The 25,074-nt window shown below is 48.1% G+C and carries 34 protein-coding genes; 33 read left to right on the forward strand and 1 reads right to left on the reverse strand.

Annotated features, from left to right (window positions below):
* The first annotated feature begins 48 nt into the window (after positions 1-48).
* From FJD32_RS24725 to FJD32_RS24885, 33 genes are all read left to right on the forward strand, one after another.
* Positions 49-1,845, forward strand: a complete 1,797-nt coding sequence (locus FJD32_RS24725; RefSeq protein WP_140907176.1) for a VWA domain-containing protein — start codon at positions 49-51, stop codon at positions 1,843-1,845.
* Positions 1,846-1,972: 127 nt separating this feature from the next.
* Positions 1,973-2,305, forward strand: a complete 333-nt coding sequence (locus FJD32_RS24730; protein ID WP_140907175.1) for a hypothetical protein — start codon at positions 1,973-1,975, stop codon at positions 2,303-2,305.
* Positions 2,306-2,579: 274 nt separating this feature from the next.
* Entirely contained in the window at positions 2,580-3,119 is a 540-nt protein-coding gene (locus FJD32_RS24735) for a hypothetical protein (protein ID WP_140907174.1), read from the forward strand.
* A gap of 80 nt (positions 3,120-3,199) precedes the next feature.
* Positions 3,200-3,700 carry a hypothetical protein gene (locus tag FJD32_RS24740; RefSeq protein WP_140907173.1) on the forward strand — a complete coding sequence of 167 codons (501 nt, stop codon included), beginning with the start codon at positions 3,200-3,202 and terminating at the stop codon, positions 3,698-3,700.
* A gap of 73 nt (positions 3,701-3,773) precedes the next feature.
* Entirely contained in the window at positions 3,774-4,658 is an 885-nt protein-coding gene (locus FJD32_RS24745; RefSeq protein ID WP_140907172.1) for a DNA adenine modification methylase, read from the forward strand.
* Between the two features lie 65 nt (positions 4,659-4,723).
* The gene (yfaE, locus tag FJD32_RS24750; RefSeq protein WP_140907171.1) at positions 4,724-4,948 is read left to right on the forward strand and encodes a class I ribonucleotide reductase maintenance protein YfaE; all 225 of its coding nucleotides are present in this window, start codon (positions 4,724-4,726) and stop codon (positions 4,946-4,948) included.
* A 61-nt stretch (positions 4,949-5,009) separates the two neighbouring features.
* Positions 5,010-5,399: a hypothetical protein gene (locus FJD32_RS24755; protein ID WP_140907170.1), complete on the forward strand. Its 390-nt coding sequence runs from the start codon at positions 5,010-5,012 to the stop codon at positions 5,397-5,399.
* Positions 5,389-5,841, forward strand: coding sequence for a hypothetical protein (locus FJD32_RS24760; RefSeq protein WP_140907169.1), 453 nt, complete (start codon positions 5,389-5,391; stop codon positions 5,839-5,841). The genes FJD32_RS24755 and FJD32_RS24760 overlap by 11 nt, the downstream gene beginning before the upstream one ends.
* 4 nt (positions 5,842-5,845) lie before the next feature.
* Positions 5,846-6,121: a hypothetical protein gene (locus FJD32_RS24765; protein ID WP_240200054.1), complete on the forward strand. Its 276-nt coding sequence runs from the start codon at positions 5,846-5,848 to the stop codon at positions 6,119-6,121.
* 57 nt (positions 6,122-6,178) lie between these two features.
* Complete coding sequence (locus FJD32_RS24770; protein ID WP_071681719.1) at positions 6,179-6,370, forward strand: hypothetical protein; 192 nt, start codon at positions 6,179-6,181, stop codon at positions 6,368-6,370.
* Between the two features lie 68 nt (positions 6,371-6,438).
* Positions 6,439-6,792, forward strand: coding sequence for a topoisomerase II (locus FJD32_RS24775; RefSeq protein WP_240200055.1), 354 nt, complete (start codon positions 6,439-6,441; stop codon positions 6,790-6,792).
* Between the two features lie 285 nt (positions 6,793-7,077).
* Complete coding sequence (locus FJD32_RS24780) at positions 7,078-8,205, forward strand: phosphoadenosine phosphosulfate reductase family protein (RefSeq protein WP_140907167.1); 1,128 nt, start codon at positions 7,078-7,080, stop codon at positions 8,203-8,205.
* A 283-nt stretch (positions 8,206-8,488) separates the two neighbouring features.
* Positions 8,489-8,833, forward strand: coding sequence for a hypothetical protein (locus FJD32_RS24785; protein ID WP_140907166.1), 345 nt, complete (start codon positions 8,489-8,491; stop codon positions 8,831-8,833).
* Between the two features lie 73 nt (positions 8,834-8,906).
* Positions 8,907-9,209, forward strand: coding sequence for a hypothetical protein (locus FJD32_RS24790; protein ID WP_140907165.1), 303 nt, complete (start codon positions 8,907-8,909; stop codon positions 9,207-9,209).
* Positions 9,210-9,286: 77 nt separating this feature from the next.
* A complete protein-coding gene (locus tag FJD32_RS24795; RefSeq protein WP_140907164.1) occupies positions 9,287-10,912 on the forward strand; it encodes a DNA cytosine methyltransferase in 1,626 nt (541 codons plus the stop codon).
* 60 nt (positions 10,913-10,972) lie between these two features.
* Complete coding sequence (locus FJD32_RS24800; protein WP_140907163.1) at positions 10,973-11,404, forward strand: hypothetical protein; 432 nt, start codon at positions 10,973-10,975, stop codon at positions 11,402-11,404.
* Positions 11,405-11,476: 72 nt separating this feature from the next.
* Positions 11,477-12,031, forward strand: coding sequence for a hypothetical protein (locus FJD32_RS24805; protein ID WP_140907162.1), 555 nt, complete (start codon positions 11,477-11,479; stop codon positions 12,029-12,031).
* A 232-nt stretch (positions 12,032-12,263) separates the two neighbouring features.
* The gene (locus FJD32_RS24810) at positions 12,264-12,551 is read left to right on the forward strand and encodes a hypothetical protein (protein ID WP_140907161.1); all 288 of its coding nucleotides are present in this window, start codon (positions 12,264-12,266) and stop codon (positions 12,549-12,551) included.
* Positions 12,552-12,621: 70 nt separating this feature from the next.
* Positions 12,622-15,072: a phosphoadenosine phosphosulfate reductase gene (locus FJD32_RS24815; RefSeq protein ID WP_140907160.1), complete on the forward strand. Its 2,451-nt coding sequence runs from the start codon at positions 12,622-12,624 to the stop codon at positions 15,070-15,072.
* A gap of 202 nt (positions 15,073-15,274) precedes the next feature.
* Positions 15,275-15,478, forward strand: coding sequence for a hypothetical protein (locus FJD32_RS24820; protein WP_140907159.1), 204 nt, complete (start codon positions 15,275-15,277; stop codon positions 15,476-15,478).
* Between the two features lie 71 nt (positions 15,479-15,549).
* Positions 15,550-16,155, forward strand: coding sequence for a 5'-deoxynucleotidase (gene yfbR / locus FJD32_RS24825; RefSeq protein WP_140907158.1), 606 nt, complete (start codon positions 15,550-15,552; stop codon positions 16,153-16,155).
* Positions 16,148-16,414, forward strand: coding sequence for a hypothetical protein (locus tag FJD32_RS24830; RefSeq protein ID WP_140907157.1), 267 nt, complete (start codon positions 16,148-16,150; stop codon positions 16,412-16,414). The genes yfbR and FJD32_RS24830 overlap by 8 nt, the downstream gene beginning before the upstream one ends.
* Positions 16,411-16,623: a hypothetical protein gene (locus FJD32_RS24835; protein WP_140907156.1), complete on the forward strand. Its 213-nt coding sequence runs from the start codon at positions 16,411-16,413 to the stop codon at positions 16,621-16,623. The genes FJD32_RS24830 and FJD32_RS24835 overlap by 4 nt, the downstream gene beginning before the upstream one ends.
* A gap of 104 nt (positions 16,624-16,727) precedes the next feature.
* The gene (locus FJD32_RS24840; RefSeq protein ID WP_140907155.1) at positions 16,728-17,579 is read left to right on the forward strand and encodes an NgrC; all 852 of its coding nucleotides are present in this window, start codon (positions 16,728-16,730) and stop codon (positions 17,577-17,579) included.
* Positions 17,580-18,041: 462 nt separating this feature from the next.
* Positions 18,042-18,428, forward strand: a complete 387-nt coding sequence (locus FJD32_RS24845) for a hypothetical protein (RefSeq protein WP_140907154.1) — start codon at positions 18,042-18,044, stop codon at positions 18,426-18,428.
* A 176-nt stretch (positions 18,429-18,604) separates the two neighbouring features.
* Complete coding sequence (locus FJD32_RS24850; protein WP_140907153.1) at positions 18,605-20,332, forward strand: toprim domain-containing protein; 1,728 nt, start codon at positions 18,605-18,607, stop codon at positions 20,330-20,332.
* Positions 20,319-20,600 carry a hypothetical protein gene (locus FJD32_RS24855; protein ID WP_140907152.1) on the forward strand — a complete coding sequence of 94 codons (282 nt, stop codon included), beginning with the start codon at positions 20,319-20,321 and terminating at the stop codon, positions 20,598-20,600. Before FJD32_RS24850 ends, FJD32_RS24855 begins: the two co-directional genes overlap by 14 nt.
* A gap of 72 nt (positions 20,601-20,672) precedes the next feature.
* Positions 20,673-20,912 (forward strand): hypothetical protein, encoded by a 240-nt coding sequence (locus FJD32_RS24860; protein WP_021326768.1) that lies wholly within the window; start codon positions 20,673-20,675, stop codon positions 20,910-20,912.
* Between the two features lie 9 nt (positions 20,913-20,921).
* A complete protein-coding gene (locus FJD32_RS24865) occupies positions 20,922-21,038 on the forward strand; it encodes a hypothetical protein (RefSeq protein WP_181159837.1) in 117 nt (38 codons plus the stop codon).
* A 118-nt stretch (positions 21,039-21,156) separates the two neighbouring features.
* Positions 21,157-21,531, forward strand: a complete 375-nt coding sequence (locus tag FJD32_RS24870; protein WP_140907151.1) for a hypothetical protein — start codon at positions 21,157-21,159, stop codon at positions 21,529-21,531.
* A gap of 113 nt (positions 21,532-21,644) precedes the next feature.
* On the forward strand, positions 21,645-22,370 hold the full coding sequence (locus FJD32_RS24875; RefSeq protein ID WP_140907222.1) for a hypothetical protein: 726 nt from the start codon (positions 21,645-21,647) through the stop codon (positions 22,368-22,370).
* 13 nt (positions 22,371-22,383) lie between these two features.
* Positions 22,384-23,223 carry a DUF2726 domain-containing protein gene (locus FJD32_RS24880; protein WP_140907150.1) on the forward strand — a complete coding sequence of 280 codons (840 nt, stop codon included), beginning with the start codon at positions 22,384-22,386 and terminating at the stop codon, positions 23,221-23,223.
* Between the two features lie 180 nt (positions 23,224-23,403).
* A complete protein-coding gene (locus tag FJD32_RS24885) occupies positions 23,404-24,327 on the forward strand; it encodes an HNH endonuclease signature motif containing protein (RefSeq protein ID WP_219848072.1) in 924 nt (307 codons plus the stop codon).
* A 99-nt stretch (positions 24,328-24,426) separates the two neighbouring features.
* Here FJD32_RS24885 and FJD32_RS24890 read toward each other — a convergent pair whose 3' ends face one another.
* On the reverse strand, positions 24,427-25,026 hold the full coding sequence (locus FJD32_RS24890) for a hypothetical protein (protein WP_140907149.1): 600 nt from the start codon (positions 25,024-25,026) through the stop codon (positions 24,427-24,429).
* Positions 25,027-25,074: the final 48 nt, after the last annotated feature.

The raw sequence follows: 25,074 nt of genomic DNA on the forward strand, positions 1-25,074 counted from the left end.
CATTCCCTCTCGGGGTGGACTATCTCCTTCCCTACCAGGAGAAAAGATATGTCCAAAAAACGCACCATTTACAGTGCTCTACCAATCGTGGCCGCAGCCTATGGTGAAAAACTCGGTGTTAAAGTGGCAATCGGTAACGATGACGCTTACACCGACGGTAAAACCATCGTGGTTCCGAATATCCCCGACGACTATCCAAATATGGATGCTGTCTGGGGATATTTGGCCCATGAAGCCGCCCACGTCCGTTTTACGGATTTTGGTGTAGAACGCCGAAGAGGCCTTCATGCTGAGCTGTCCAACGTTTTGGAGGACTGCCGCATTGAACGCGCCATGATGGATCTCTTCCCAGGCACTTCACAAACCCTGAATGAAGTCGCTCGTTATATGTCTCAAGCTGGACATTACGAGCATGTCACAGATAAAGAGGCTCCAGCCTCCATTCTGACAGGGTTCTGTTTGTACTGGCTGCAAACTAAGGCTGTTGGGCAATCTGTCCTGCAACCCTATCTCGATTCGGCTACTACCGTATTCGAGCGAGTGTTTCCTCAAGGTGTTGTGGTTCGGTTGAACGCTTTGCTGCGTAAAGCTGTGAACACGAAATCCACCGCAGAGGTAGTATCCTTGGCCGACCAAATCATCAAGATGATCGAAGAGGAAAAGGAAAAAGAAGAGCAGAAACCCAAGAATGGTCAGGACGGTAACAACCAACAAAATGCTGGTGGAGACCAACCTCAGAACAATCAGGGTGGAAGTGGTAATGATCAGAACCAAGGGCCTAGTGCCGGAGGCAGTGATCAGCAAGGCAAAAATCAGAAGCAAGATGAAGCTGGCGCTAAGTCTGATCCGAAAGGACAGGACGACCAAGCTAAGTCAGATGCTGATGGTGGCAGTAAGGCAGGACAAAGCCAGGCTGGTGGTAATTCTGACGCGGCGAAACAAGACGCGGCCAAAATGCTACAGCAGGTTCTGAATGCTGGTGCCGGTGACTTGCGTGGTGACGCGCATGACGCACTAAAAGCCGAGCTTAACCGGGTGGCTCAGGATAAGGGGGATAACAGCTATATGACTGTTCGCTCCGCTGTAGATACCCAAAACAATCCTGCTGTTGGCAAAAGCCTTGCGGGGGATGTGAAGAGTACCACTTCAAAGATAAGAACGCAGCTTTACGGATTGGTTCAGGCCAGCCAGCGAGTTGCTCACCGTAACCAACGTTCAGGGAAGCGTGTGGATGCTCGGAAACTACATCGTGTAGTGACGGGTGATACTCGCGTATTCCTCAAGCCGGAAGCCAAGAAGCGCCCTAACACGGCGGTTCACATCCTGGTTGATATGAGCTCCTCGATGGCCTACAAGGCCGCCAATGGAAAGGAGCGTCAAGACATTGCGCGGGAAGCGTCTTTGGCTATTTCGATGGCCCTAGAAGCGATCCCCGGCGTAAACCCGGCTGTTACCTTTTTTGGTGGCAATCGGAATCAACCAGTGTTTAGCGTCGTTAAGCATGGAGACACTGTTCAAAATCGGGCCGGTCGATTTGGGTTCAAAGCAACAGGCGGCACTCCTATGGCGGAAGCTATGTGGTATGCAGCCTTTGAACTCACCAAGACCCGTGAAGAGCGGAAAATGTTGATTGTGGTGACTGACGGGCAGCCTCAAAGCGCCCCGGCATGTCGCTCTGTGATTGACCTCTGTGAACGAAGCGATGTTGAGGTGATCGGCATAGGAGTAGAGACGACCGCAGTGTCAGGACTGTTCCAAAAGAACATAGTCATAGATGACGCGGCAGCTCTGCAACGCACACTGTTTAAGCTGATGGAGCGGTCTCTGACGGCTTTTGCGGCATAGCATGTGTAAATAAACGCGGTCGCCCTTTTGGGTGGCCGCCATTTTTTAACCTAGCAGGGGCTTCCTATCTCCTGTTAGGAGGGAAAACGGTCGTCGGAAACGATGGCCGTTTTTATTTGGAGAATCTATGAACCAATTCCATCGGCTGGACTTGTATCATCAGAACAAGGGTAGAAGAGCATCAGTGCCTGATACGCCTTTCTTACTGCTTGCCAAGCGTATTCCTCCTATGTACTGGAGGCTGTTCCAGGGTGTCACCTTGGATAGTCGTATGGGATACACCGGCAGGCGGCAGTTCCACAGCCTTGGGCAAGCAATCGACTGGGCAAAATCATCAGTTGGTGATTCTTGGTCAAATAAGCGCTTTCACAAGCCGGTAAATCTCAATGTTTTGTTGGCATGTACTGCGAGTAAGGTGCCTGAACATCTGGTCGAAGAACTGAAAAGACGGGGCAGTTGATGCGTCTTTCGGCTTTGCACCCGAAAAGGGCAGTTTGAGCGTTCCTGTTCACACAGCTCTCGTGGAACAATCAAAGTGAGCAAAGTGAGGAGGGAATGCCCCCTCACTTTCTCAGAGGCCTTCATTGAGGGTTGCTGAGAAAGTGGATTTTGTCCTCTCTGAGGGCGAAAATGTGCGATAGCTGGTCGCCAAAAACAAACAGCATTGAACCTCAGCCTAAGGGCGCACTGCGCCTGACAGGCTCTGTGTGCCCAAGTTACTTTAAGGAGCACACATGTCTCATCTGAACAATCTTAAATCCGTAATGATCTCTCTCGCCGCCGAACATAAGCTGCCTGAAATCTACCAAGATGACATCACAACCGATGTGGAGTCTCTGGTTCGATTCGATGGTTTACGTCTGGTCTGGCTGTTGCGGTCTTGCGGCAGCGTATTGGTGCCAGCGGAAGTTGGCGTTAATCCGATCTACATCACCCATTGGTTGTGGTCTAACCACGGTCAGCAGGTGGTACCATTCTCTGTGGATACCCGCACAGGGTTGATTGAGAAAATCGACTTCGAGCAAGCTGAAAAGCTGATCATGCAGATGCCTTGCAACCTCTCTTCATTGCAGAACAAGGAACACCTGGTTGACCAGGTAAACCGAGTTTTGCAACGAGGTTGTGAAATGCGTATCTGGGGTATCTTCGAGTCTCCAAGCTCGGTGGAATCAGTTGGTGGCTGGAAAGAGTGGCAGAGCTATTTCAGCTCTACAGGGAATCGGCTGATGGCTGATTTCATTGGTAAAGCCATTCGATTTACGAACCCGCATTAATACGCCGTTCAATTAATAACCCTATGGGGCCTCAATAGCCCTGAGGGGCAGGGGCTCTGCAATCGCAATAAGGTGCCCTTATGAAAAAATTATCAGCTTTAGAATCAGTTCTTAACCACGACAAACCTTCTCGACGTTTTCTTGATGGACTCAACGAAAACCAGATGAAGGACCTGTCAGGGGAGATATTCGCCAAGCTCTATTGGAGCAAGCGTAATCCCCAGCGGTACGAGAAAGACACCAAGCGACTGATTGCACGACTTCGTTGGATTCAGCGCATCATCAAGAAGCGCTTAAAAACCGGCAAAGTTAAACCTGAACTGACTGAGCATGGATCAGTGATGGAACGCTTTAACTTTCCCTACGGTGACACTCTCGATTTCTTCCATAGGTACTTGCGCCATCCCGAATGGGAGGTTGTGTATCAAGAATCGGGTTGCAGTGCCTTTTGGAAAAATAAAGCAACGCTTGAGCTATGCACCTACTGCGAAGGTGATGTTGTCATGATGAAGGCTCCAGATAAGGTTGCTTTCTTCCGTGATTGCAATCGCCTTAGCTGGTGGTATGCAGAAAACGCTTGATATTAATCCCTAACCAGGGGCGAACCTGCCCCTGATGGGAGCATGGTGCGCCCCATCTATGATGGAGGACGCCATGTTCAAATCATCAGTATGCTCCTACGAAAATAGAGGGCCTTACGGAAACAACAAGTACAGAGGTAACTGCTCAGGTTTTATTGTGAAGGACTTTATTGAGTCCTACATGAGAAAGCCTAATGGTCTGGTGGCCGATCCCAGTGTTGGGGGAGGTTCAAGTATCGACGTTGCCAATGAACTAGGTATCCGTTTCAAAGGAACAGACTTGCATCAGGGGTTCAACCTGTTGCGGGATGACTTCCTTTCGTTCCTGGGAGAGCCAGCTCACCTTATCTGGTGGCATCCTCCCTACTGGGACATGATTCAGTATTCCGGTATGCAATGGGGCGAGCCCAACAAATGGGACATGAGTCGCATGAAATTGCCAGAGTTCGTTGAAGCTCTGGAGCTGGCTGTTATGAACATTCATGACGCATGCGAGCGAGGTGGGCACTACGGAATACTTATGGGAAACCTGAGGCGAGATGGGGACTATTACAACCTGTCTAGCCTTGTTGAACGCATAGCGCCTGGGAAGCTGGTGGATGAGATCATCAAAACGCAGCACAACTGTGTAAGTGATCGAACTCAGTATTCAGGGAAGCTGGTGCGGATCGCCCATGAGAAACTGTTAGTGTTTCGTCGAAACGACGTTGCCTCATCGCTCAGTCTTCTTGCTACTGTTCATCGTCGAGCCACCAATATGGTTTCGACAACATGGAAAGCTGCAATACGGCGTGTCCTGCAAGGGAAGACGTTGAAGCTGGAGCAGATTTATCAAGAGATCGAACCTTATGCAAAGCATCGAGAGAACAACCACTGGCAAGCAAAGGTCAGGCAGGTTCTCCAAGATGCTAGGTTCTTTATTCGCATCGAAGTAGGTGTCTATGCACTTGCTGAGTAGCCCAACCGGGGCGTGACATCCCGGAAGGGATTGGTCGCGCTCATCAACAACAAAGGAGCGTGACCATGAACGTACAACTTCAAGCCAGCAACAATGTGCTGTTGGCGCAAATCGAAAGCAAAGGCCTCACTGTTGAAACGCATTGTCGCAGTGGCTTTTGTGGCATATGCCGGGTTCGTCTTCTCAAAGGTCAAGTGGCCTATGACGAGACCCCCGTCGCATTTGTCAAAGAAGGGGAAGTGTTGGTTTGCTGCGCTAAAGCAAAAACCGATGTGACCTTGGAAATTTAACCCATCCGGAGGGGCCTTTCCTGCGGGTGGGGCTCCTCTATCCATTACGAGGAGAAACACTATGTCTATCAATACCAAAGTTGAACAAATCGCATACGGTCATGCTACCGCTCTAGTGCTCAGTGAACTGGGACAACAAGAGAATTGGTGCAAGGCTTATGAGTATTTGTCTGAGTGTGTAGAAAGGGGAGATGTGCCTGATGATCTGATCGTTTGGCAACCGTTTGAGCACTGGGAATGGAAAGACATTCTGGAGCAAATCGAGAGCGAAGCTGAGTCTCTGCTTTCGACTATTAAGTCGGTTTTAGGTTTGGCCCACAAAGGCATCATTCAGTCAGCAATTGACTGCTCTCTGGATTCTGACATGACCCAGCTTGACCTGATTGGAATGGTCGAGTTCGGAAGTGAAATCGAAGAAGCGGAGTGTGCTGGAGGTGGCTATGCAGCTTAACCGATACACGGCCAGAGAATCTGACAAGAGTCGGATTCTTCGGACCATAGGTTGGTGCAAACGCAACCACCTAACACTTGCCGGTCTTCCATACGACGACAATCTTGCAGGAAGCGATGGGATCAGCCTAGAGATCATCACTCCTCCAGGTATGTCGCGGATGATGCTGGAGCAAGCCGTCAGAGAGGGCTATTCAGAACGAGATGTCGTAAGGCATCGAATTTTGGAATGCCCAGTCGGTTGGTTCATGGAAGCAGATGGCAAGGCATTTGATCATGAAGTATTCCACGAGTACGTGGTGGTTCATGGTTATGGCGAACCTTCCAGTGAAGCCTATGAGCTTGCGGAGCGGTGGTTCTGGCAGGGCAACGATTATGCGTTGATAGCTGCGGAAATAGTAGCTCGTGATCTCTGTGTTCGTGATGACGAAGACGAGGACTGAGCCTATGGACGCTGTTGCGCATATAGCAGCAGATAGCCTTGTACCAGCATGTGGAGGTGCAGAGAAGCCGTTTACCGTTAGTGGTAGGCAGTGGCTTTACTGCTATCACTCGGCTAGTGGAAGGCACTGCTACTTAGACCTCGATAACGACCATCCAGTTTGGCATCGAGGATTCCATCCCGCTTTTCATCCTGAGTTTGAGTTTGCTGCCGAAGCTGAATTGCCTCAGTCAGTTAAGCAAAAGCCGGATTATGAAGAGCTGGAGGATTTTTACTTTTAACCCTCGGGGCTGCTCTTCCTGATGGGAGACGGTCCCACATTCTCAAAGGAGAAGACCATGACAGATCACAGTCAAACGATTGTGTTCCCAGGGAACAATGTTGAATCACTTGCTGAGGCTAACGCCATGTTGAGCGCTGTGTCGGAAGACGCACGTAAAGCAAGCAATCTGAAAGACAAGTGCGACCTTGAATCACTTCAAATCTGGTTGGAAGAGAGTATCAACTCTCAACTGGCAGGCGCGAAGTAACTATGACTGTAACCCCACTGGGGGCTTCATGCCCCGGTGGGGGCATGGTGCCCATAAAAGGAGCCACCATGAACGCAGTAAAGATGATCCAGAAGGAAAGCCAGCTTGAGCTGCCTCTTTTTTTCTTGGACGAAGAGCCGAAAACCGCAGAAGTTATTCCATTTGAGCCAAGGCTTGAATGGTCTGATGATGAGGTGAAGCAGTTAAGATATGGGCTTCTATGGCACAGCCTTAGGGTCATGGCAGATGGTCGAGCCGGAACCGAAATCAAGCAGGAAACGATGGAATGGATGATGTCTGACGAGGTGCATCCTTTCTCATTTGTGGCCTGCTGCGGTGAAGCCGGTTACGATCCATCTGGAATAAGGGAAGGCGTGAAGTCTATCCTAAACCGCTTAGCGCGGGTTAAAGCGGGGGGTTAACCCCCTGCTTTCCCAGTAGCATCGACTTTCACATGTGAAAGTTTTGTGCCACTCGGAAAGCAAGATTTTGTTCTCTCTGGAGAGCGAAAACGTGCGATAGCTGGTCGCTAAAAATAAACAGCATCTATCACATATCTCTGCGGCTACAAGGCCCAGGGAACCTATCTTGGTTAACTGCTTTCTCCAACAGGTGAAAGCCCCTTAGATCATTTCTCCTTACGGAGAAATTAACGCTAGTCCATTGGCCCCTGACGGGAGTTTGTGGACCTACTCATGGAGGCATATATGAATAAAGCATCATCAGATCAATACGATGACCGCATAATAGTACCTGGCGCACAAATGACCTTATTTGGTCTCGAACCGAAAGACATCATAGCGCGTCAACCAGCCATGCCAGGAGTGTATTTCAACGCTTCTGAGATTGAGCTTGATTATGACATCGCAGTAGTTTGCATGTCTGGTGGTAAAGACTCTTTGGCTGCGCTCAAATACCTTTTGGACCGAGGATTTCCGGCATCTCGGATAGAATTGTGGCACCACTTGGTTGATGGACAAGAAGCTGTTGAGAGTTTTATGGACTGGCCGTTTATTGACGACTACTGCGTAAAACTGGCTGATACGCTGAACATGCCACTGTACTTCTCATGGTTGAAGCATGGCTTCAAGGGAGAGATGCTCAAGAATAACTCTCGGAGTCATTCGCACATGGTTGGTACTCCGAATGGTATTGTGGAATTAGCCAGAGATGCAGCAAAGGAAGCTACTCGACGCAAATTCCCACAACAAGCGGCAAGTCTTCAAACTCGCTGGTGCTCTAGTGCATTGAAGATTGATGTTGGCCGTCGAGCTGTCACTTGCCAAGAACGATTTATCGACAAAAAGGTGTTATTCGTTACGGGTGAACGCCGCGAGGAATCAAGTAATCGGGCCAAGTACAATCAGTTGGAGCCTCATTCAACTGACACTGTTCGTAAAAGTGCAAAACCATTGAAACCGCGTCATGTTGATGCGTGGAGACCGGTGTTACATCTTAGCGAAGAGGAAGTATGGCAGATGCTCTGTGACTGGCGCATTAATCCACCTGTGCCGTATCGGCTTGGATGGGGACGCTCTAGCTGCCAGACCTGTATCTTTAACGGTGATCGTATATGGGCAACCATAGCGCATTACTGGCCTGAACGAGCCCGAGCTATTTCTCAGTATGAGGAAGAGTTTGGGATGGCAATCAGCCGTAATGGTAAAACAGTCATCGAGAGAGCTGCGATGGCAGAGCCATTAGAAATTGCTGATGAGTTGGCGCTACGTCAATCGATCTGCAAAGAGTATGATCTGCCAATCTTTGTTCCAGAAAAACAACCGTGGATACTGCCTGCTGGCGCGTATAGCGGATTGTCGGCTGGAGCTAATTGAGAAACCAATCCTGCCCTCCGGGGCAGGATTTTTACTCGGCACCTTAAAGTGACGCTTGTCGTGTGTCAGATCTATTTTTCTGGGGTAAGATGAAAAACTGTTTCCCAAGTTGTTTATGATTAAGCCGTGAGAAGTTAAATAACTTGGAAAGCAAGATTTTGCTCTCTGACGAGAGTGAATAGTGAGGTAGCTGGCCTCCTCAAACAAACAGCATTCAACTTAACCCTTGGGGGATCACTGCCCCTGGGGCTGGTGGTTCCCTGTCAAACATGGAGCCACAACTATGACTACTCTTGCCAGCTTTGCGAATCCGATTTCTGTTATTCAACTCTCACCAACCAGTGGGGTGTTTGGCTCAAATCAGTTCGTAGGAGACAAAGAGGGATTTGTACAAAAGGTGCTCGGAAAGTGGTACTGCAATCCAGGGAATACCATTCCCGTTGAGAGCATGTCCCACATAGAGCAGGCTGAGAAACTGTATGACTTTTATGTCAAGTATCTCCAAGTGAAAGAAAAGACCTCTGTGAACCTTGGACGGGTGCTGCATAAGCTGTACAGCACTGGTTCTATCAAGGAGGCAGAGATCGCTCTTGAAGCAATAAAAACTCAGGCTGGCGTGACAGCTTGATCAATCAACCCTAAGCCGGGTGCATCCGCCCGGCTCTGGACGTGGTGCGCCCCCAAACTAATTGGAGAGCATCATGGAAAAACATAACCTCAAATCTGGATTCAGCATCTATTTCGCTGACGTCCATTTCGAGAAACAAGTCTACGCATTCGGCTCAGGACTTGGCTTCACCTCTGTGATTTACGCCTACTCGCTGGGCCGAGATCCGGAAGAAGCTGAAAAGCTGGCGCTTGAGAAGTACGACTCTGACGATACGAAGGTGAAAAAGGTGCATGTCAATCTGGCTCGCAGCCAGGACATTAACCGCTACACCTTTCCTGAACAAATGGCTGGCTTTGCTAACGCCATTCAGTCTCACAGCTTCGCTGTGAACTGAGAACCACTTTAAACCCATCGGGGCCATTACTTCCCGATTGGGACGGTAGTGGCCTCTCAACCGAAAGGAGAGTGCTCATGGCTACTATCGTAAACACTAAGTTAGGGGAACATCGAGGCAAGAAGCGCGTCTGGCTGGAAGGTCAAAAGCTACTGCGTGAAGGTTACTATCCTGGCATGAAGTACGATCTGGAATTGAAAGACTCCCAGGTTGTGCTCCGTGTCAAAGAGGAAGGTAAATTCACCATCAGTAAGCGTGAGCGCAATGGCCGAGTGTATCCAATCATCGATCTGACCGCGCAGGAACTCGCTACCGTTTTTGACGGCGTAGAGATGCTCCGCGTGTTTATTCGTAACGGCGCTATCGTGATCTCCGCTCACCATCAGCAAGAGCTAGTTATCGAGCGTGTCAACAGGCTTATCAGTAAGCTTGAGAATGGAGAATCGCTGTCAGTATGCAGCCTCTTTCATGGGGGTGGTGTGCTCGACAAAGCGGTTCACGCCGGTTTTCACAAGGCGGGAATTGCCAGTGCCATATCTGTGGCCGTGGAGATGGAAGGGAAATATCTCGATTCGTCTTTGGCAAATAACCCTGAGCTCTGGAATGAAGATTCAATAGTTATCGAATCACCAATCCAGGCAGTGAATCTCAGCAAGCGCCCACCGCAGGTGGATGTCTTGATGGGGGGAATACCTTGTACCGGCGCATCGAAGTCAGGTCGTAGTAAGAACAAACTGGAGTTTGCCGAATCGCATGAGGCGGCAGGAGCTATGTTCTTTAATTTCCTGCAATTCGTAGAAGCGCTAAACCCAGCCGTTGTGCTGATTGAGAACGTGCCCGAGTACCAGAACACAGCTTCGATGGAAGTTATCCGTTCTGTACTCTCTTCGTTGGGCTACTCCCTACAAGAGCGCATTCTCGACGGCAATGAGTTTGGGGTTATTGAACGCCGCAAGCGTCTTTGTGTCGTTGCGCTTTCCCACGGGATCGACGGTTTTGAACTTGAGAAGGTTCAGCCTGTTCGTACCAAGGAAAGCCGCATCCACGAAATCCTTGAGCCGGTGCCTCTCGATTCTGAACGTTGGAAGTCATTTGACTATCTGGCTGATAAGGAATTGAGAGACAAAGCCGCTGGTAAGGGGTTCTCTCGTCAACTCCTGACTGGAGATGATGAGTATTGCGGCACCATAGGTAAGGACTATGCAAAATGCAGAAGTACCGAGCCTTTCATTGTTCATCCGGAACAGCCTGAGTTGTCTCGCATCTTTACACCGATAGAACATTGTCGAGTGAAGGGGATACCAGAGGAGCTCATCCAAGGTCTATCGGACACTGTTGCCCACCAGATTCTCGGGCAATCTGTAGTCTTTCCCGCGTTCGAGGCTTTAGCCCTCGCATTAGGGAACAGTCTTTGGAACTGGGTTGGAATGATGCCGATCATGGTCGAAGTCGTGGATGAGTCACAGCCGGTTATCGGTGGTGAAGACTTCCATTGGGCAACGGCTCTGGTTGATGCAAAGGGCACTCTCAAGCTGTCACCGACAGCAGAAAGACAGGGGATGCCATTCAACATTATGGACGGTCAATTGGCTGTCTATTCACCTAATGGAACCAAAAAAAGCTGCGGCCATGAGCCTTGCGAATATCTCCCGGTAATGATGACCGGAGACGCAATTGTGGTCACTTCATCTTTGGTTCATTAGTAACTCACCGGAGCAATACCTAAAGGTCTTTGCTCCGGCTTATCCGAAAGGAGAGTAATTATGAAAATCGAAACTGTTGTGCCTTTACCTCCCGAGGATTCAGGCCTTCAACACTGTATTGCCAGGTTCCATAACCGCAATATGGATTCCAAACGAAAAGACAAAACCCGTTTTTTCAGGAGGGAGCCGGTTATGATCGTAAACCCAGAGACCAAAGCAAAGGTGCTCCGGTATGCGATGGGCACCCCTGGGAATTTATCCATCACCAAGCTGGCGGTCGCGCTGGATTACGATGCGGTAGATGCTCTGGGTGTTCGTTTTAAAGACACTGTAAATCTTGAGGTTCGCAGAGCCAAGCGCTGGGAAGTCTGGCAGTGGTTCTGGAATCATCCGGAGCAAAGTGTCCAACTGTCAATCAAACTGGGCGTGGTTGGTGCTGTGTTGGGAGTCATGGGCTTCCTGACCGGCGTAGCTCCGTACCTCTTGGGATAAACCAATAAGCCGTTAACGGGCAATGTAAGTCCGGAGACGGCTTGCATTGCTCTCTCGAAAGTGGAGAGTCAAATGAATACATTAGAACAACTTGTAAATCAGAGGGTGCTTGAGGAAGGTCTGAAAAAGGCGAAGCCATTGGCCGCGCAAATGGGGCTTGAATCAATACCTGATGAGATGCTTGAAATGATCTGCCCGAACTTGAACTACTCAGGGCAATTTACGCCAGCTCTGTACGCAAGATTTCAAAGCGTAAAGCGATTGCTGAAAGAGTTGTCGGAACAAACCTCACCGAAGCACGGGCATATTGTGAAGTTTACCTACCAATATGGGAGGTACGACGAATCTGCTTTGCTGTTCAAAGAAGGGGACGTCAGAAATGAGAACTTGATTGCTTGTGTTGGTGGGAAAACGCTAAACCTTGGAGAGTTAGAGCTTCAAGATTATGGGCTCAATATGCACATCGGTTGCGGTGGACCATTTGAGCCTATCTCAGAAGCGCAGATTCAGTCTTTGTCTGAGTTTGACTTCTATGATACGACATACAGATTCTGGGGCCAGAATCCATGTGGAAACGGGATGTTAGACATCACCGTTCCGATGAAACGTTGGTTCTTGACTGTGTAGTTTCAACCCGAGTGCGCCGAGAAATCGGCGTACCTTTCCCTTAAAATGGGTAATAAGTGCAGGGGGGAACCCCTCGCTTTCCCAAGCATCTCGCTCTACCTGGATGTTTCGGAAAGTGCCTTAGGCGCTCAAGTGCGGTAGCTGGCTGCCAAAAACAAACAGCAAATTATCAACCCTGACGGGAGAACCTCCTGTTAGGGGGTCTCCGTCCTTAACTGAATGGAGAAATAATATGTCAACTATACAAATTCACACCGATGCCCAGCGTTGCCAGAAAACTGGTGAGGTTATCGCAAAAGTCCGCCTCGGATGCAAATGCGGTTGCCAGCCTGAGATCGGTGCGCTGTCTGTAAAAGATATGTTCTCGGTTGGAAGAAGTGAGCGACGCTCACAAGCCCATTTAAAAGCCATATTTATTCCGGCTGAAAAGCTTCGAGGTTATGACCTTCAATGTTCTAGGCAAATAGATATTGAGGGATTGAATGACTTTTTCGCGCTATCAGATGCTGGCATCTGTTAGTGACGAAATTTTAACCCTACCGGGGTGCTTTCCCGGAAGGGATGGGCACCCTGCTAATCCAGGAGGCTCTATGCAACAAGCATTAAACTTTGATCTTTCAGAACAACCCCTCCCTTTGCTTTTGCGCGGGGATAAGTGGGATTCTGTTTGGTCAGAACTGACTGATAACGAGGATTTGAACTTCGTTGATGCCAGTAGAGGAACCAGTTTGTCATCGTTGATCACGTCATCGGTTGAAGCCATTCACTCGGCCTTGATTGATGGGTGGACCATGATGATCGGCTATTCCAGTGGTAAAGATTCTGAAACGGTCTTGCATCTGTTCCTGATGGCACTGATCCGGGCTGTTAGGAGTGGAGCGACCATCAGCCAGCACCACTTCATCTTGCACACTGACACACTGATCGAAAGCCCTGAAGTAAGGTGGCTGGCTGATCAGAAACTGGCCGAGCTGGAGCGTTTCATTGCGAAGGAAAATCTTCCTCTGACCATCGTTCTGGCAAAGCCGGGGATCACGCAGAGTTGGACGGGCCGAATCCTTACGGGGAGAGGGCTGCCTACGTTTAGCAATAGTGCGAGACAGTGCTCGAACGACATGAAGATCACTTCTGCTAAGAGAGCTAAGGCCGCTTATATGCGGGACCTTCCCAAGGAGGTTAGGCAGAAAGTGTGCCTTTTGTTGGGTAGTCGTGATGCTGAAAGCACTATTCGTGCAGCCAACATTGCAAAACAGCGAGGAAGCTCAGATCGCGTCATTAAGACGAAGGATGGGGGTGAACTGTATGTAGTGAAAAAATGGTTGGCGAGTGATGTATGGGAGTTCTTGTTATCCGCTGGCATGGGCTCAAAATATCCTCTGCCAAGTTACTTGGAGAGCAATGTCACTACGGCAGAGCTCTACAAGGCGGCAACAGGAGAGTGCGTGTGGTCGGCAACAGAGAAAAAGGCCAGTGACGCCTGTGGCGCTCGCTTCGGTTGCTGGGCTTGCCAGGCTGTTGGGTTGGATAAGTCAATGGAGACATTACTTGCCACGGACCCTGAAAGGCATGGCTACATGTCAGGGCTGAACCGCATCCAGCGCTACTTGGCTAAGCGCCGGTACGCATGGGAAGACCGCCATCCCGTAGGTCGAACGATTTACGAGGGTGGATACATCAAAATACAGCCGGACGTTTACAGTCCTGTTTTCCTTGAGCGATTGCTTCATGTCTGTTGCAGCATGGACTACATGGAGCAAAAGAGAGCTGATGAGCTGGCTTACAAGCTGGCTACTGGACAAGCAGAGGATAACGACTGGAACCGTCGAATGGCAGAGCCACAATTCCGGATCATATCGGAAGAGGCTTTAGTCCATATCGACTTCATGTGGGCCTTCCATCATTTCAATGATAAGCCTTTCCATGCTCTGGAGATTTACCACAGGGTTTGGTCGATGGGTGATCTGGACTTGCTGGAAGATGAGCCGCAGTGTGAAACTGTTCCTCAGTCACCAATTCCGAAGCCATTGTGGTTGAAGGTTGGACGATGGGGCGATGGTTCGCTTTCTGATGGCTTGGCCGATCCGTTAGCGGAAATGGTTTACTTTGACGGCGGGGATGACCCGTTGGCAACGAAATTAATCAATACCGCAGACGGAAAGAGAAGGGTGGTCTGTTTCGCAGAAGATGATGAGGTGAAAGTCGATCCCGACTCCGCTGCGTTCATCATTTGGAACGAATACCCGCGACTAAGAGAGTCTATGCTAAAGGGACATTATACGCCCGGCAGCGCTGCTCAGTTTTACCTTAGGTTTGGAGCAATCCAGCTTGCGAAAGGAAAAGGCGCTTTGTATCACCGCATGATGCAAAGAGGCCAAACCTACCACCAGATGGGCCTTACTGGGCTCCAGACGATGGAAGGAATCAAACAACGTAAGGATGTCAAAGTGCTTAGCGATGCCAAGTACAAAGATTTGGTTATGCGAAAAATCAAAGGACGACTGGCAACTGTACGCTGGTGGGTAAACTTGCACTTAACGTTCAAGTACCACCTGCACCACCGGACTCCGACAGGTTTGTTCATCGAGAAGCAGCTCAACCAGGAAGTAATGGAAGAACAGAAGCGGCATCAAGCACAATGGTTTAACTACGTGACCGATGCAATGCTATGTTACTCCAGTGCATTCTGTATGAGCGTCATGGAAGGGCGAGAAGGAAGCGGAAACGCTAACATCCGCCGCTACATGATAGCGACCAGAAGAAAGGCTTATACGGCGCTCTGTGAGCTCCTAAACAATACTGATGCACCTTGGGTGTCTGATGTGTTGCAGGGGGCATTGGGGCAGTATGAGTCGATACAGGCAGCTTTAACCGAAGGTTCCGCGCTGACTATTTATCTGGATTGGATCAACCTACTGTCAAAACGTCACCCAGCCTCTTTGGAACGACATGTCAGAACGATGATCAAGGCGGTTCAACGCAAACATCGTCGTAACGGTACAGAGTTGCAAAGAGGACAACAAGGCTTGTCCTTGGCCGCATAAAAGGCCCTCCTTCGGGAGGGCTTTTTCTCTTGCGCCCCAAAAGGGCAATTACAGCGTTTTACCCTTGTACATGCCTGTCATACTCTTTGCTTATTGTCAGCGTTTGCTGGCTATAACGGTAGCTGGCCTAAAACAGCAATAAACTAACCCCTCGGGAGGAAACCCCTCCTGGGTTTCTCTCCCATAACCAAAGGAGAGAAGCATGAGCCTAAAAAAGTTAAGTCGGCTGGTGGATCAACAACGAAAGACCCTGGATGAAATCAATGATGAAATCATTCTGGCCGTCAAAGAGGTGTTGGCTACCAATTCAGTCGGTTTAGCCCGTGAGCTTGTTGGGGGTGTCCCGCAAGATCATCCATTCCATCCGTTTTTACTCGCTATAGCTAAGCAGCTTGACCCGAGATAACTCATTAACCCAACCGGGTATACCAAGGCCCGGTCGGCTTTGGTGTACCTCCAACCAATTTTGGAGGCACTATGTCTAATTCAAATTTCGGCTTTTTAGCTCTGGCCTTGCGCCAACGCCTGATCAAACGCTGGTCACTGATGCACTCTGTTCAACCTGAGTCTGTGTTAGAGCACAGCGCCGTTGTTACCTTACTTTCCTATCTGGCTGGCAATATCGCTATTCAGCAAGGTAAGTCGGTGGATCTGGCAACTATGCTTGCTCATGCTTCTTTGCATGACGCTGCCGAGGTTCTCTGCTCTGATGTTGTAACACCAGTCAAGAAAGCAAATGCTGTTTTGCAGCGTGAGTTTGAAAGATTGGAGAAGGCCGCAGAGGACAAACTCATTCAGACTCTTCCCGTAGAGCTCCAGAGTGCAGTCGCCATAGCCTTCGCTCCCGGTGGCTATGAACAATCACTGGTTAAGGCCTGTGATACCTACTCCGCTTACATCAAGTGCAAACTTGAGGTGGCCGCAGGTAATGGCATTGAGTTCCAGGATGCGCTTAGCAAAATGGAGCTGGTTGTTGCTCAGGTGAAATTGGACTTTCCGGAAATCGACGCTCTGGATAAATGGTTTGGTAACGGACTCGGCCATTCAGTAGATAAACTGTTGTCAGGGGGTAACGATGACTAACCTACAACCTGGCGACATCAAGATTAAGGACTTTGGCCGCGACCGGAAATTCCGTTCGGTTGATGAGCTTCAAAGCACTTTGTCTGAACAGTACAAAGGTCAGCATGTCAGTATCGTTTACCCAGCAAAGCCTAACGGTTTACTCCGAACGGTCTTTGTCAGTGTTGATGATGCTGGTGGCGTAAATCAAACCAATGGAGACCAATCTCCAATCGATTTTACTGCCATCAAAGATGACCTTTTTGGTGAAATGCTATGAAAGCATCACTAAAATCTTTATCAAAAGAGCAAGTTAATACGCTGACATGTAAGCTAGGGGAAATTCAAAGGCATTTGGCCGAAGATACTGAATTACTCTCTGATTTAAGTGAACTAGGTATTGATTTGTCGTCTGAGATTGATGGCTACGATTGTGTGATAGAAGCTCTATTTGAGTTGCAACAGTTCGCCAATCAAAATCTGTCTTAATAAGTTTAGACGAGCCTCTTGACGAAGCTCTGTAAATACTAACCCCACGGGGGACATTAGTCCCTGCGGGGGTGGTGTCTCCCTATGAAACTAAGGAGATACTAATGATTAAACAGCATTTTCAAAACGAACTGGTTAAGTGCGGATACCCGGATGATCTGAAAATTGAGTACAGTCTCGGGTACTGCCAGGGCGATGGAATGGCATTCTTTGGAGACTTGGGAGTTGATGACGTCAAAGCTCTCATGAAGCGCCTATTCACCACTGAGCTCGGCCAAGTAGATGCTGTCAGTCGCGTGAAGAACCTGATGGCACAGAAAGACATTGAGAATATGCTTTTTGTCCTCCGTGAGTATGGTTCCTGTGACTTGTCCATTGCCCGGAACAGTTATGGGCATCACTACAGCCACTGGAACAGCATGAACATCGACGACAACGTGGACTTTACAGGGATCTTCCCTGATGATGACACCATGCTAGGAACCGGCATTGAAGCGATTAACCAGGATATGATCGAGCGTTGGCAAGACATCTGGGATCGTTTTGTGTTGGAGCTGGCGGATGATGTGAAAAGCATTTCCAAGAAGCTCGAATCCGACGGATACTCGCTGATAGAGGCATCTCCATGCGAAGAAGAGGTGGTTTGGGAACGGGCCACTGAAAACTACCTGGTGCGTGTGACTGAACTCCCGGAGCGGGATTTCGATATGTGCCACTGGGATGACGAAGTACGAGACCAAACAATTTGCTCCATCCTGGAAGGGAAAGAGCGAGTTCTTGGCCTACGAGTTGAGGTACTCTCTCGTGAAAATGAGATAGTTCTGGGTGAAGATAGTCTGCACGGTTTGACCGTTGCCAGTGATGACAAGAGTTACGCTGGTTACAGACGAGAACTTCTCCGGGGAGCTATCCAGCAAACCAGGGACTTTTTCTCTCGCCACCTCAAAGCGGCATAACTAAGGCAGGGGGAAACCCCTGCTTTACTTTCCAAGTCTTCTTACTCATGGTAAAGCCATCAGTAAGCAGATTTTGTTCTCTTCGGAGAGCGAAAACGTGCGATAGCTGGTCGCCAAAAACAAACAGCAAATTAACGTTAATTTACTAATCCCTGCGGGAGTTTATCTCCTGCTGGAGATACCTCCCGTTTTTTCTTGAGGTATCCATGAATAGCAAATTCCAAAATTTTAAGCTGGTTTATCGTCAAAGTGGTCGTCGCTTAGAGCGTGTCTTTACAGACACTCTTTACGTGAATGTGAAGCGTGTCGCTGACTCGTTTCCCCCGACCGTTCTTTGGCGCATCTTGCCAGCGTAATAATTCGGAACCTTAAAGCTCGGCTTTGGCCTGATCTTTCAATATCCCATGCGGGTACACGTCCCCGCACGGGGTTGGTGTACCCATTAACTTTGGAGTACACCTTATGAACCAATTAGCTAAATTGGACATCGCCCAAATCCGTCAACAAGCCATCAATGATGGACTGCTGGTGGACCAATCTTCCATAGGTAAGCAAGCTGGTTTCCTGACGAATGTGGCAGTGACCCCGGCAATTGTCGATGGTGTATTTGGTGCAGATGGTAAACACTCAGTAGAAGACTTCCTTCTCATGTTTTTGCAACTTTGTGTTGCTCAAACAAAGGTCGCTTTTACCAACAATAAGAACTGGGGAAAGATTCATCTTTACTACCCAATGCCTACTGTAGATGGCTTTTTCAAACCCACTGAGGTTGTGATTAAGTCAGATCCTGTAACCGCAGATGTCACAGTCATGATGGCCTCGGAAGAGGGCACTCATTTGTGCTTGTGATATTCACAAAATTCGCCTCCGTTTCGGGGGCGATCTTTTAAACCCCTTGCCGGGGAGTTCTCCCCGGCTGGGGAGCCTCCTTGGCACATCCTCCCAGTGTCGGGGTTTCCTTAAAACCCTGGCAACGGGGGGTTATGGAAGCCTCGATGCTGGGGTTCACGCTAAGGAGAAAACCTATGTCTTACTACAAAGCTGACACCGTTCGTGAAGCGGCTAACGGAAACTGGCTATTCATCCTGGCGGCCCTAGCGCCCCATCTTGAACCAGCTCTCCGTAAACCAGGTCGTCATGTTTCTTGCCCTATTCACGGCGGGAAAGATGGCTTCCGACTGTTCAAGGATGCCCACTTGACTGGTGGCGGCGTATGCAACACATGCGGTGCTAATCATGATGGTTTTGAGTTGCTCATGTGGCTCAACAACTGGGACTTTAAGCAGTGCCTAAGCGAGGTTGGTGATTACTTGGGAGTTGAGAAAGAGCAGCCCCAGTATCAACAATCTGCTGCACCGTCACGAGCTCCTGCCCAGGCCAAAGCGCCTGTTCAGCAAGAGCCTATGAAGGTAAACAACAAGGTTCTCGATTCCAAGAATCGCAAGAAATCCATTGCCGGTACTCTGATCGCCCACGGTAAAGCTCCCTACGAGCATGACGAAGACAATGAGCTTAGCTACTTTGCCTTCATCCGTGACAAGAGTGGCTTGGAACGCACCGTTTGGGGTGTGGATCTTGAAAGAGCCATTGGTGAAAGCGAAGCCAAGTATGGAGATGAGATCATCATGACAAACCTCGGGCGCGAGCCTGTAACTGTCGTCGTTGAAGTTAAAGACGATCAGGGGAATGTTGTGAGAGAACAACCTATGCAAACGCACCGCAACACTTGGTTGGTCGAACGTCGTGGCGCTACGGTAACGCAGTTCCGCGCTCGTTCAAACGGTGGTGTTGAACCGGTGAGCCACTATGTTGAAACGGCCCCTGTGGTCAATCACACGGTAGCTGCTCCGGCACCGCAAGCACAATCTGCGGCAACACAACCGGAAGCACAAAGCAGTGAAGACAAGCCGAAAGTTGTTCCGATGTTTCGTGAACAACCCAAACCTTGGCTGCTTGAGCTCCAAGAAGAAATGGAGAAGAGAATGGAGCGCGAACGCGCTTACAGTGCTCGTCTCCGTGAGAAAATCGAGAAGGTATGGAACGAGTGTTTACCGTTCTCCAGTCATGTGACTGAGCCAATGCGTCTGTACTTCAAAAACCGTGAACTTCTGTTCAAGGTCGATGAAGTAGAAAAAACAGACTGTCTGCGGTTCAATCCGGCTATGGCCTACTATGACGAAGATGGCAATGAAGTTGGGAAATTCCCGGCTATCGTCTGCGCTATCCGAGATGTGGAAGGCAACATGGTAACGCTCCACCGCACCTATCTCACCCCAAACGGTAAGAAAGCGAAGGTCGGCAACGCCAAGAAAATGATGCCCATTCCGGAAGGTTTGGATGTCAATGGTGCGGCCATTCGCCTTGGTGAACCGACTGAGGGTATCCTGGGTGTTGCAGAAGGGTTGGAAACAGCTCTATCCGCTTATCGAGTCACTCAAATCCCAGTTTGGTCAACGGTCAATGCGACCCTGATGGAGTCCTTCGAGGTTCCGGAAGGTGTTCACACCGTACTGATCTGGGCTGACAAAGATAAGTCTGTGACTGGTGAAAAGTCAGCGAATGTGCTGAAAGCCAAGCTGGAGAAGCTCGGCATTCGTGTGTACATCCTGCTGCCTAAGCTCCCTATCCCACCCAGAGCGAAAGGGATTGACTGGAACGATGTCCTGATGAGTCAGGGAAGCCTTGGTTTCCCGAATGCTCGCTACCTGCGCGATTTTATTGCGAGAAGGAGAGATGAGTATGCCCGTCATTGATGTCTCAAAAGTTGATACCACGCCTGGTAATGACGAAGTGTGCTCCTTCTCACCCCCTGAGGGGTGGGAGGGTGACTCTGCGGCTTACATTGAGCTTATGCGGTCTCGGTATCGTTATCTGATGCACTGCCAGAGAATGATGGTGACGGCTTCTTTCGCAAGAAGGGAGTCTATCCAAGTTACTGGTCCTTTTGCTGACGAAGCAACGAAGATCATTAACTCAATGAAAATGAACAAGGGAAAGCCGCCATCGGCTTTGTCTGCTTAAAACTTTAACCCTGAGGGGGTGTTCATGCCCTCTCGGGCATGATTCGCCTCCTCTTCAACTGTGGAGGTAATTATGAAAAAGTTTTTGCGTATTAAAACGTGGTTTGTGCGTCTTTTTTCTCCTGACAAGAAGACTCTGGGAGCTATCGGTGAAGACCTGCGTAAGGTCGCCGTAACAGCCATCGGTGTTGGTATTGTAGGATTGGCTGTGTCTGGGGACACTATTACCGTCAAAGAAGCCGGTTTAGTGTTGTTTGTTGGGGTTATCCTGTGGATCTATGGTATAATCTTAACCAAGGTCAGCAATTCCTAAGGGGGTCAAATGGACGCTTTCACATTAGGTATGTTAGGGTTGCTTATATTTTTCACTGTCGTCACTGGCGGCAGTCTGTATCTCTACCATGAGCAACAGAAAGAAAAAAAGCATCACAACGCCTAAAGAATAACTGCGAAAATGAACGAAAAGGCCAGCAATAGCTGGCCTTTTTTATACTTGCAGTTTGGGTTGTTACATGTCACGATATGGTTAGTGTGACATGTAACGGAAAAGGTGTTTTTTGAAAGTATCCAATGAAGATGCCCAGGCTACAGCGATCTATCTTCTCAGAGCTGCTTCGCGCCCAGCGTTCTGGCGTGACGTCCCATTCGATAAAAAACTTGAAGCAGTGAACAGTCTGAACAATATAGGGCGCTCACCCTCAGAACTCACCGAATGGATTAATAAATATCTGACAGCAGAGCAAATCAATAAGCTCGGGACATCTATTAGGCAACGTCGCAGAAGGGGATATGGTGTTGGTAAAAGCATAACTATAAGCGATAACGCCCACAGGATTTTGAAGCGGTTGTCAGAAGTCGATGGTTGCAGTTTGTCAGAAGTGATCGAAAAACGCCTAGCCCGAGCCTATAAAAATACTTGGGACAATAAATAGAGTGACACCAGGGGTTGCATTTTTAAAACCCGTGATAGCATCTAAATGAACCCTAACGAATAGGGATGCTGGCGGCGATGCCGACCACTATCCCGGCAATGGAGAAATTTACCATGATGACATTGACTACCGTCTCGAAAAAAACCTCAAACAACTCAGCTCTGGTGTTTTGGCGCGTTGGCACAAAGCGAAAAGGCATTCTTGATGTCCGTATTGATTTTGACCACGAAGAGGCAGATCTTTTGGCTGAGCTCGTAGCCATTCGCTATCTGGCGCTGGACAAACAGGTTTTTTGCAGAGAGCCAGGTGCTGGTGCTGGTTACAAGCTGGTGGTATCCAAAGGTGCGATTAAAAAGTTGGCGCTGGGCAAATCCACCAAGGCGTTTGCATTCAAGTTTGCGGCTTGCCTCACTGGACGTTTAAAGGGCGCTACTATTGAAGTTTCGCAGAGCATGGAGTTTATGGATGAGCCGGGTGAGGGCAACGTTGAGCTCCTCGATGTGGACAAGCAAGCCTATACCCAAACCCATGACGAAATCTCTACACCGGCCATTGGTCCCGTCCTGGTTACTCAACATGCTATCGATCAGTATCAGGCCCGGATAACCTCTGGAGACCCTAAAAAACCGTGGGCCTCACTCGTTGGCCGCCTCCAGCATCCAGAGTTACAAGTTCAGCCCTTTGACGAGAAAGTGGCTCGCCATAAAGCCAGAAAGTATGGCCGCGTAGATAACGTGGAAGTCTGGGGCCATAGAGATTCCAAGTTCAAGTATCTGATGGTGATCAACGATGACAACAAGAAGCGCGTTCTCGTGACAGTGTTTGAACGAAATGAATAGGTAGTTGATAGATATGGAAAATGTATATTTGATGATTAAAGAGCAAAGGTGGCGTGACCTTTTCTCATTTATTAAACGCAATCAGACCAGCATAAAAAAAAATGATGTTGAGTGGGGGAATATATTCAGGATAATTGAGAATGAGTTTTTGATAAATGTAGAACTTGAAAAACCAGTTCTGGTTATAAAGCTTTGCGAGGAGTTTATCCGGCTTGATACCGCAGGCTACATTATTTGTTCAAAAGATGGAGCGGCTAAAGTTGAGGATATTGTGCTATCTGCAATCAGTAGTGATGATCATGCTCAATTACTTTATTTCGCAAAGCAATGTCGATTTTCAAAAAAAGCAAAGAATATTATTCTTGAGTTGAATGGTAATAACAGAACAGTAAATTCAGGTGGTGTCAATTTTAATCGAACGAGTGAACACAAGCTAAAGCGTGTTGACTGGCTACAGCCGTTATTTAGAAGTTCACTGGAAGGCGAGTTTTATCAGGCGTTAAAAAATGTATTTCCAACGTATTTTGTTTATCCAAATGTAGCCTTTAGTAATATTTTTGATTTCAAAAAAATATCTCCGTCACTATCACACGAGCAAAGATCTTATTTTTTCAAATCGGTTGTGGATTTTGTTGTATATGATCCTGCTGACAACCATAGTCCAAAATTTTTTTTTGAGGTCGATAGTTGTTACCATGACAGCGACAAAGCTAAATATAGGGATGAACTAAAAAACAGCATATTCGCTTCCGCAAATATTGAGCTAATTAGAGTTCGACCTGGTGAGGATTTGATAGGGAACCGATTTTTTTTTGAAAATGTGATAAGAAAAACGATAAGTAGTTTAACGTAAGACTTCTGAGTGTAGTGTGGTTACACACTCGGCATGTTCCATGAGTATTATACGGAGCATCGTCTTCGATGCTTTATCGTAGTTCAACTCATAACAAGCGCTGGCTGTAGGAACGCCTTTTAGCTCCTTCGTCGCTACAAGTCTCCGCAACTGCGGACGTTATTCGCATTAAGGAAGCACATGGGAATCAAACAAAAAGACATTAAAATACTTTGGGGTCGATCTGGGAATCGTTGCGCAATATGTAAAACTGAATTAACCCAAGATAAATTAGCAGTTAACTCCAGTTTTACTCTTGGAGAGCAGGCACACATTGTCGGGGATATGCCAGGTTCTGCTAGATCTAATAGTCCTCTCACTGATGAGCAGAGAGATAGCTATCACAATCTGGTTCTTCTTTGCCCTACACATCATACAGAAATTGATAGCAATGAGGATGATTGGCCTGTAGAGAAGCTTCATCAAATTAAATCAGAGCATGAGCTTTGGGTTACAGAAACTTTGAGTGAAACAATAGATCACGTGAGGCTAGCGAAGCAGGCAGTTATTGCCTCAATAGTGGACTCGGCTGTTTATTTGTGTGATTTGGACGAGTGGCAAAATTGGACAAGCTTCGCATTATCCCCAGATCCAAAATGGTCTAAAGAGCGTCCAGATAGGATTTTTGACTTTAGACAAAAGGTTATAGCAGCCATCTGGCCTGATGAGTTTGATGAGCTTAAAAATTCTGCAATAACACTTTCCGTGTCATTGAATAGAGCGGCTCAAACATACCTTGAGCATTCCTACTTGCAGGGAGACACATACTTCCCCCATAAGTTCTATAAAGATACGCCCAACAACCCTAACTATGACCGTGATTTGGCTGCGTATGAAAAATGGTTAGACGATTGCTATGTATCAATTTACCAAGCAACGAAGGCTGCAAACTGGTTTGCGGATATTGTTAGGAGAGATATAAATCCGATGTTTTTTTCAGAAAAAGGGAAATTCTTAATAATGGAAGGTCCTTTTATGGATTTGTCATTTAGAACAAGACTGATTGAATATTCAGCGGAGGAAAAATTAACTTTACCCGAAGCTTTGTTTGAAAGCGAAAAATAAGTCGAGTCAGAAGGACTAATAAAACCGCCGCTTAGGTCTGGTTTTTTGGCCACTTAAACGAGTGGTAATCCATAGAAATAAAAGGAGCTAATTTCTCTATTAGACTCCTTTTTTTATGGGAATTATATTGCGTTCGTGGATGTTATTTTCACTCGGTATATTTAACGTTGAAAATGGCGTCCCGACTAGAGAATGGTCACATAGCTCTCCATAATAGATCAGAGACAAAATCTCTTGTTCATTGATTTTACCCACCTCGAAAAGGTAATTGATCATAGCTGTGTCCAGTAGGTCGTGACATCCGCTAAGCAGATCAACGATACTGGCCGCAATTTCATTTTCTTCATCATCTTTCCGGCTGGTTAACACTGACTCTATCCATTCCTCAAGACTTTCGTGTTTCTCAGCTAGTTGTACTTGTCGGCACTCCTTTTCAATTAGGCTAGTAATCGCTTCATTGAGCATTCCGCCATGCGTCGGAATATTGAGAACAACACCAAAGCCTGGGATCTTCTTTTGAATGGGTTTTGCTTTTATTGGGGCTGATTTAAGCCAAAGGAAAAACCAAATTCCTGAGTTGATTTCTTCCGGCTTAACCTGATTGGCCGCAAGGAACTTGGAAACTTCGTTATAGATTACGCCACCTGGCGCGGCCATCTCGTAAATACCGGCCATCAGATCTTCAAGGCTCTTATACATATTATTTCTCGCACCTGCACATGATGTGTTCACTATCGTTGTTAAGCG

Source organism: Shewanella sp. LC6 (assembly GCF_006385735.2).
Taxonomy (GTDB): domain Bacteria; phylum Pseudomonadota; class Gammaproteobacteria; order Enterobacterales; family Shewanellaceae; genus Shewanella; species Shewanella xiamenensis.

Excerpts from the sequence above, each read along its gene's own strand:
- FJD32_RS24880 (WP_140907150.1), top strand. The coding sequence starts at position 22,384 with ATGGAAAATGTATATTTGATGATTAAAGAGCAAAGGTGGCGTGACCTT.
- FJD32_RS24850 (WP_140907153.1), top strand. The coding sequence starts at position 18,605 with ATGTCTTACTACAAAGCTGACACCGTTCGTGAAGCGGCTAACGGAAAC.
- FJD32_RS24740 (WP_140907173.1), top strand. The coding sequence starts at position 3,200 with ATGAAAAAATTATCAGCTTTAGAATCAGTTCTTAACCACGACAAACCT.
- FJD32_RS24725 (WP_140907176.1), top strand. The coding sequence starts at position 49 with ATGTCCAAAAAACGCACCATTTACAGTGCTCTACCAATCGTGGCCGCA.
- FJD32_RS24835 (WP_140907156.1), top strand. The coding sequence starts at position 16,411 with ATGAAAGCATCACTAAAATCTTTATCAAAAGAGCAAGTTAATACGCTG.
- FJD32_RS24865 (WP_181159837.1), top strand. The coding sequence starts at position 20,922 with ATGGACGCTTTCACATTAGGTATGTTAGGGTTGCTTATATTTTTCACT.
- FJD32_RS24790 (WP_140907165.1), top strand. The coding sequence starts at position 8,907 with ATGGAAAAACATAACCTCAAATCTGGATTCAGCATCTATTTCGCTGAC.
- FJD32_RS24815 (WP_140907160.1), top strand. The coding sequence starts at position 12,622 with ATGCAACAAGCATTAAACTTTGATCTTTCAGAACAACCCCTCCCTTTG.
- FJD32_RS24845 (WP_140907154.1), top strand. The coding sequence starts at position 18,042 with ATGAACCAATTAGCTAAATTGGACATCGCCCAAATCCGTCAACAAGCC.
- FJD32_RS24860 (WP_021326768.1), top strand. The coding sequence starts at position 20,673 with ATGAAAAAGTTTTTGCGTATTAAAACGTGGTTTGTGCGTCTTTTTTCT.
- yfbR (WP_140907158.1), top strand. The coding sequence starts at position 15,550 with ATGTCTAATTCAAATTTCGGCTTTTTAGCTCTGGCCTTGCGCCAACGC.
- FJD32_RS24745 (WP_140907172.1), top strand. The coding sequence starts at position 3,774 with ATGTTCAAATCATCAGTATGCTCCTACGAAAATAGAGGGCCTTACGGA.
- FJD32_RS24735 (WP_140907174.1), top strand. The coding sequence starts at position 2,580 with ATGTCTCATCTGAACAATCTTAAATCCGTAATGATCTCTCTCGCCGCC.
- FJD32_RS24760 (WP_140907169.1), top strand. The coding sequence starts at position 5,389 with ATGCAGCTTAACCGATACACGGCCAGAGAATCTGACAAGAGTCGGATT.
- FJD32_RS24795 (WP_140907164.1), top strand. The coding sequence starts at position 9,287 with ATGGCTACTATCGTAAACACTAAGTTAGGGGAACATCGAGGCAAGAAG.
- FJD32_RS24780 (WP_140907167.1), top strand. The coding sequence starts at position 7,078 with ATGAATAAAGCATCATCAGATCAATACGATGACCGCATAATAGTACCT.
- FJD32_RS24830 (WP_140907157.1), top strand. The coding sequence starts at position 16,148 with ATGACTAACCTACAACCTGGCGACATCAAGATTAAGGACTTTGGCCGC.
- FJD32_RS24855 (WP_140907152.1), top strand. The coding sequence starts at position 20,319 with ATGCCCGTCATTGATGTCTCAAAAGTTGATACCACGCCTGGTAATGAC.
- FJD32_RS24785 (WP_140907166.1), top strand. The coding sequence starts at position 8,489 with ATGACTACTCTTGCCAGCTTTGCGAATCCGATTTCTGTTATTCAACTC.
- FJD32_RS24810 (WP_140907161.1), top strand. The coding sequence starts at position 12,264 with ATGTCAACTATACAAATTCACACCGATGCCCAGCGTTGCCAGAAAACT.
- FJD32_RS24890 (WP_140907149.1), bottom strand. The coding sequence starts at position 25,026 with ATGTATAAGAGCCTTGAAGATCTGATGGCCGGTATTTACGAGATGGCC.
- FJD32_RS24755 (WP_140907170.1), top strand. The coding sequence starts at position 5,010 with ATGTCTATCAATACCAAAGTTGAACAAATCGCATACGGTCATGCTACC.
- FJD32_RS24770 (WP_071681719.1), top strand. The coding sequence starts at position 6,179 with ATGACAGATCACAGTCAAACGATTGTGTTCCCAGGGAACAATGTTGAA.
- FJD32_RS24775 (WP_240200055.1), top strand. The coding sequence starts at position 6,439 with ATGAACGCAGTAAAGATGATCCAGAAGGAAAGCCAGCTTGAGCTGCCT.
- FJD32_RS24800 (WP_140907163.1), top strand. The coding sequence starts at position 10,973 with ATGAAAATCGAAACTGTTGTGCCTTTACCTCCCGAGGATTCAGGCCTT.
- FJD32_RS24820 (WP_140907159.1), top strand. The coding sequence starts at position 15,275 with ATGAGCCTAAAAAAGTTAAGTCGGCTGGTGGATCAACAACGAAAGACC.
- FJD32_RS24875 (WP_140907222.1), top strand. The coding sequence starts at position 21,645 with ATGATGACATTGACTACCGTCTCGAAAAAAACCTCAAACAACTCAGCT.
- FJD32_RS24805 (WP_140907162.1), top strand. The coding sequence starts at position 11,477 with ATGAATACATTAGAACAACTTGTAAATCAGAGGGTGCTTGAGGAAGGT.
- yfaE (WP_140907171.1), top strand. The coding sequence starts at position 4,724 with ATGAACGTACAACTTCAAGCCAGCAACAATGTGCTGTTGGCGCAAATC.
- FJD32_RS24765 (WP_240200054.1), top strand. The coding sequence starts at position 5,846 with ATGGACGCTGTTGCGCATATAGCAGCAGATAGCCTTGTACCAGCATGT.
- FJD32_RS24840 (WP_140907155.1), top strand. The coding sequence starts at position 16,728 with ATGATTAAACAGCATTTTCAAAACGAACTGGTTAAGTGCGGATACCCG.
- FJD32_RS24730 (WP_140907175.1), top strand. The coding sequence starts at position 1,973 with ATGAACCAATTCCATCGGCTGGACTTGTATCATCAGAACAAGGGTAGA.
- FJD32_RS24885 (WP_219848072.1), top strand. The coding sequence starts at position 23,404 with ATGGGAATCAAACAAAAAGACATTAAAATACTTTGGGGTCGATCTGGG.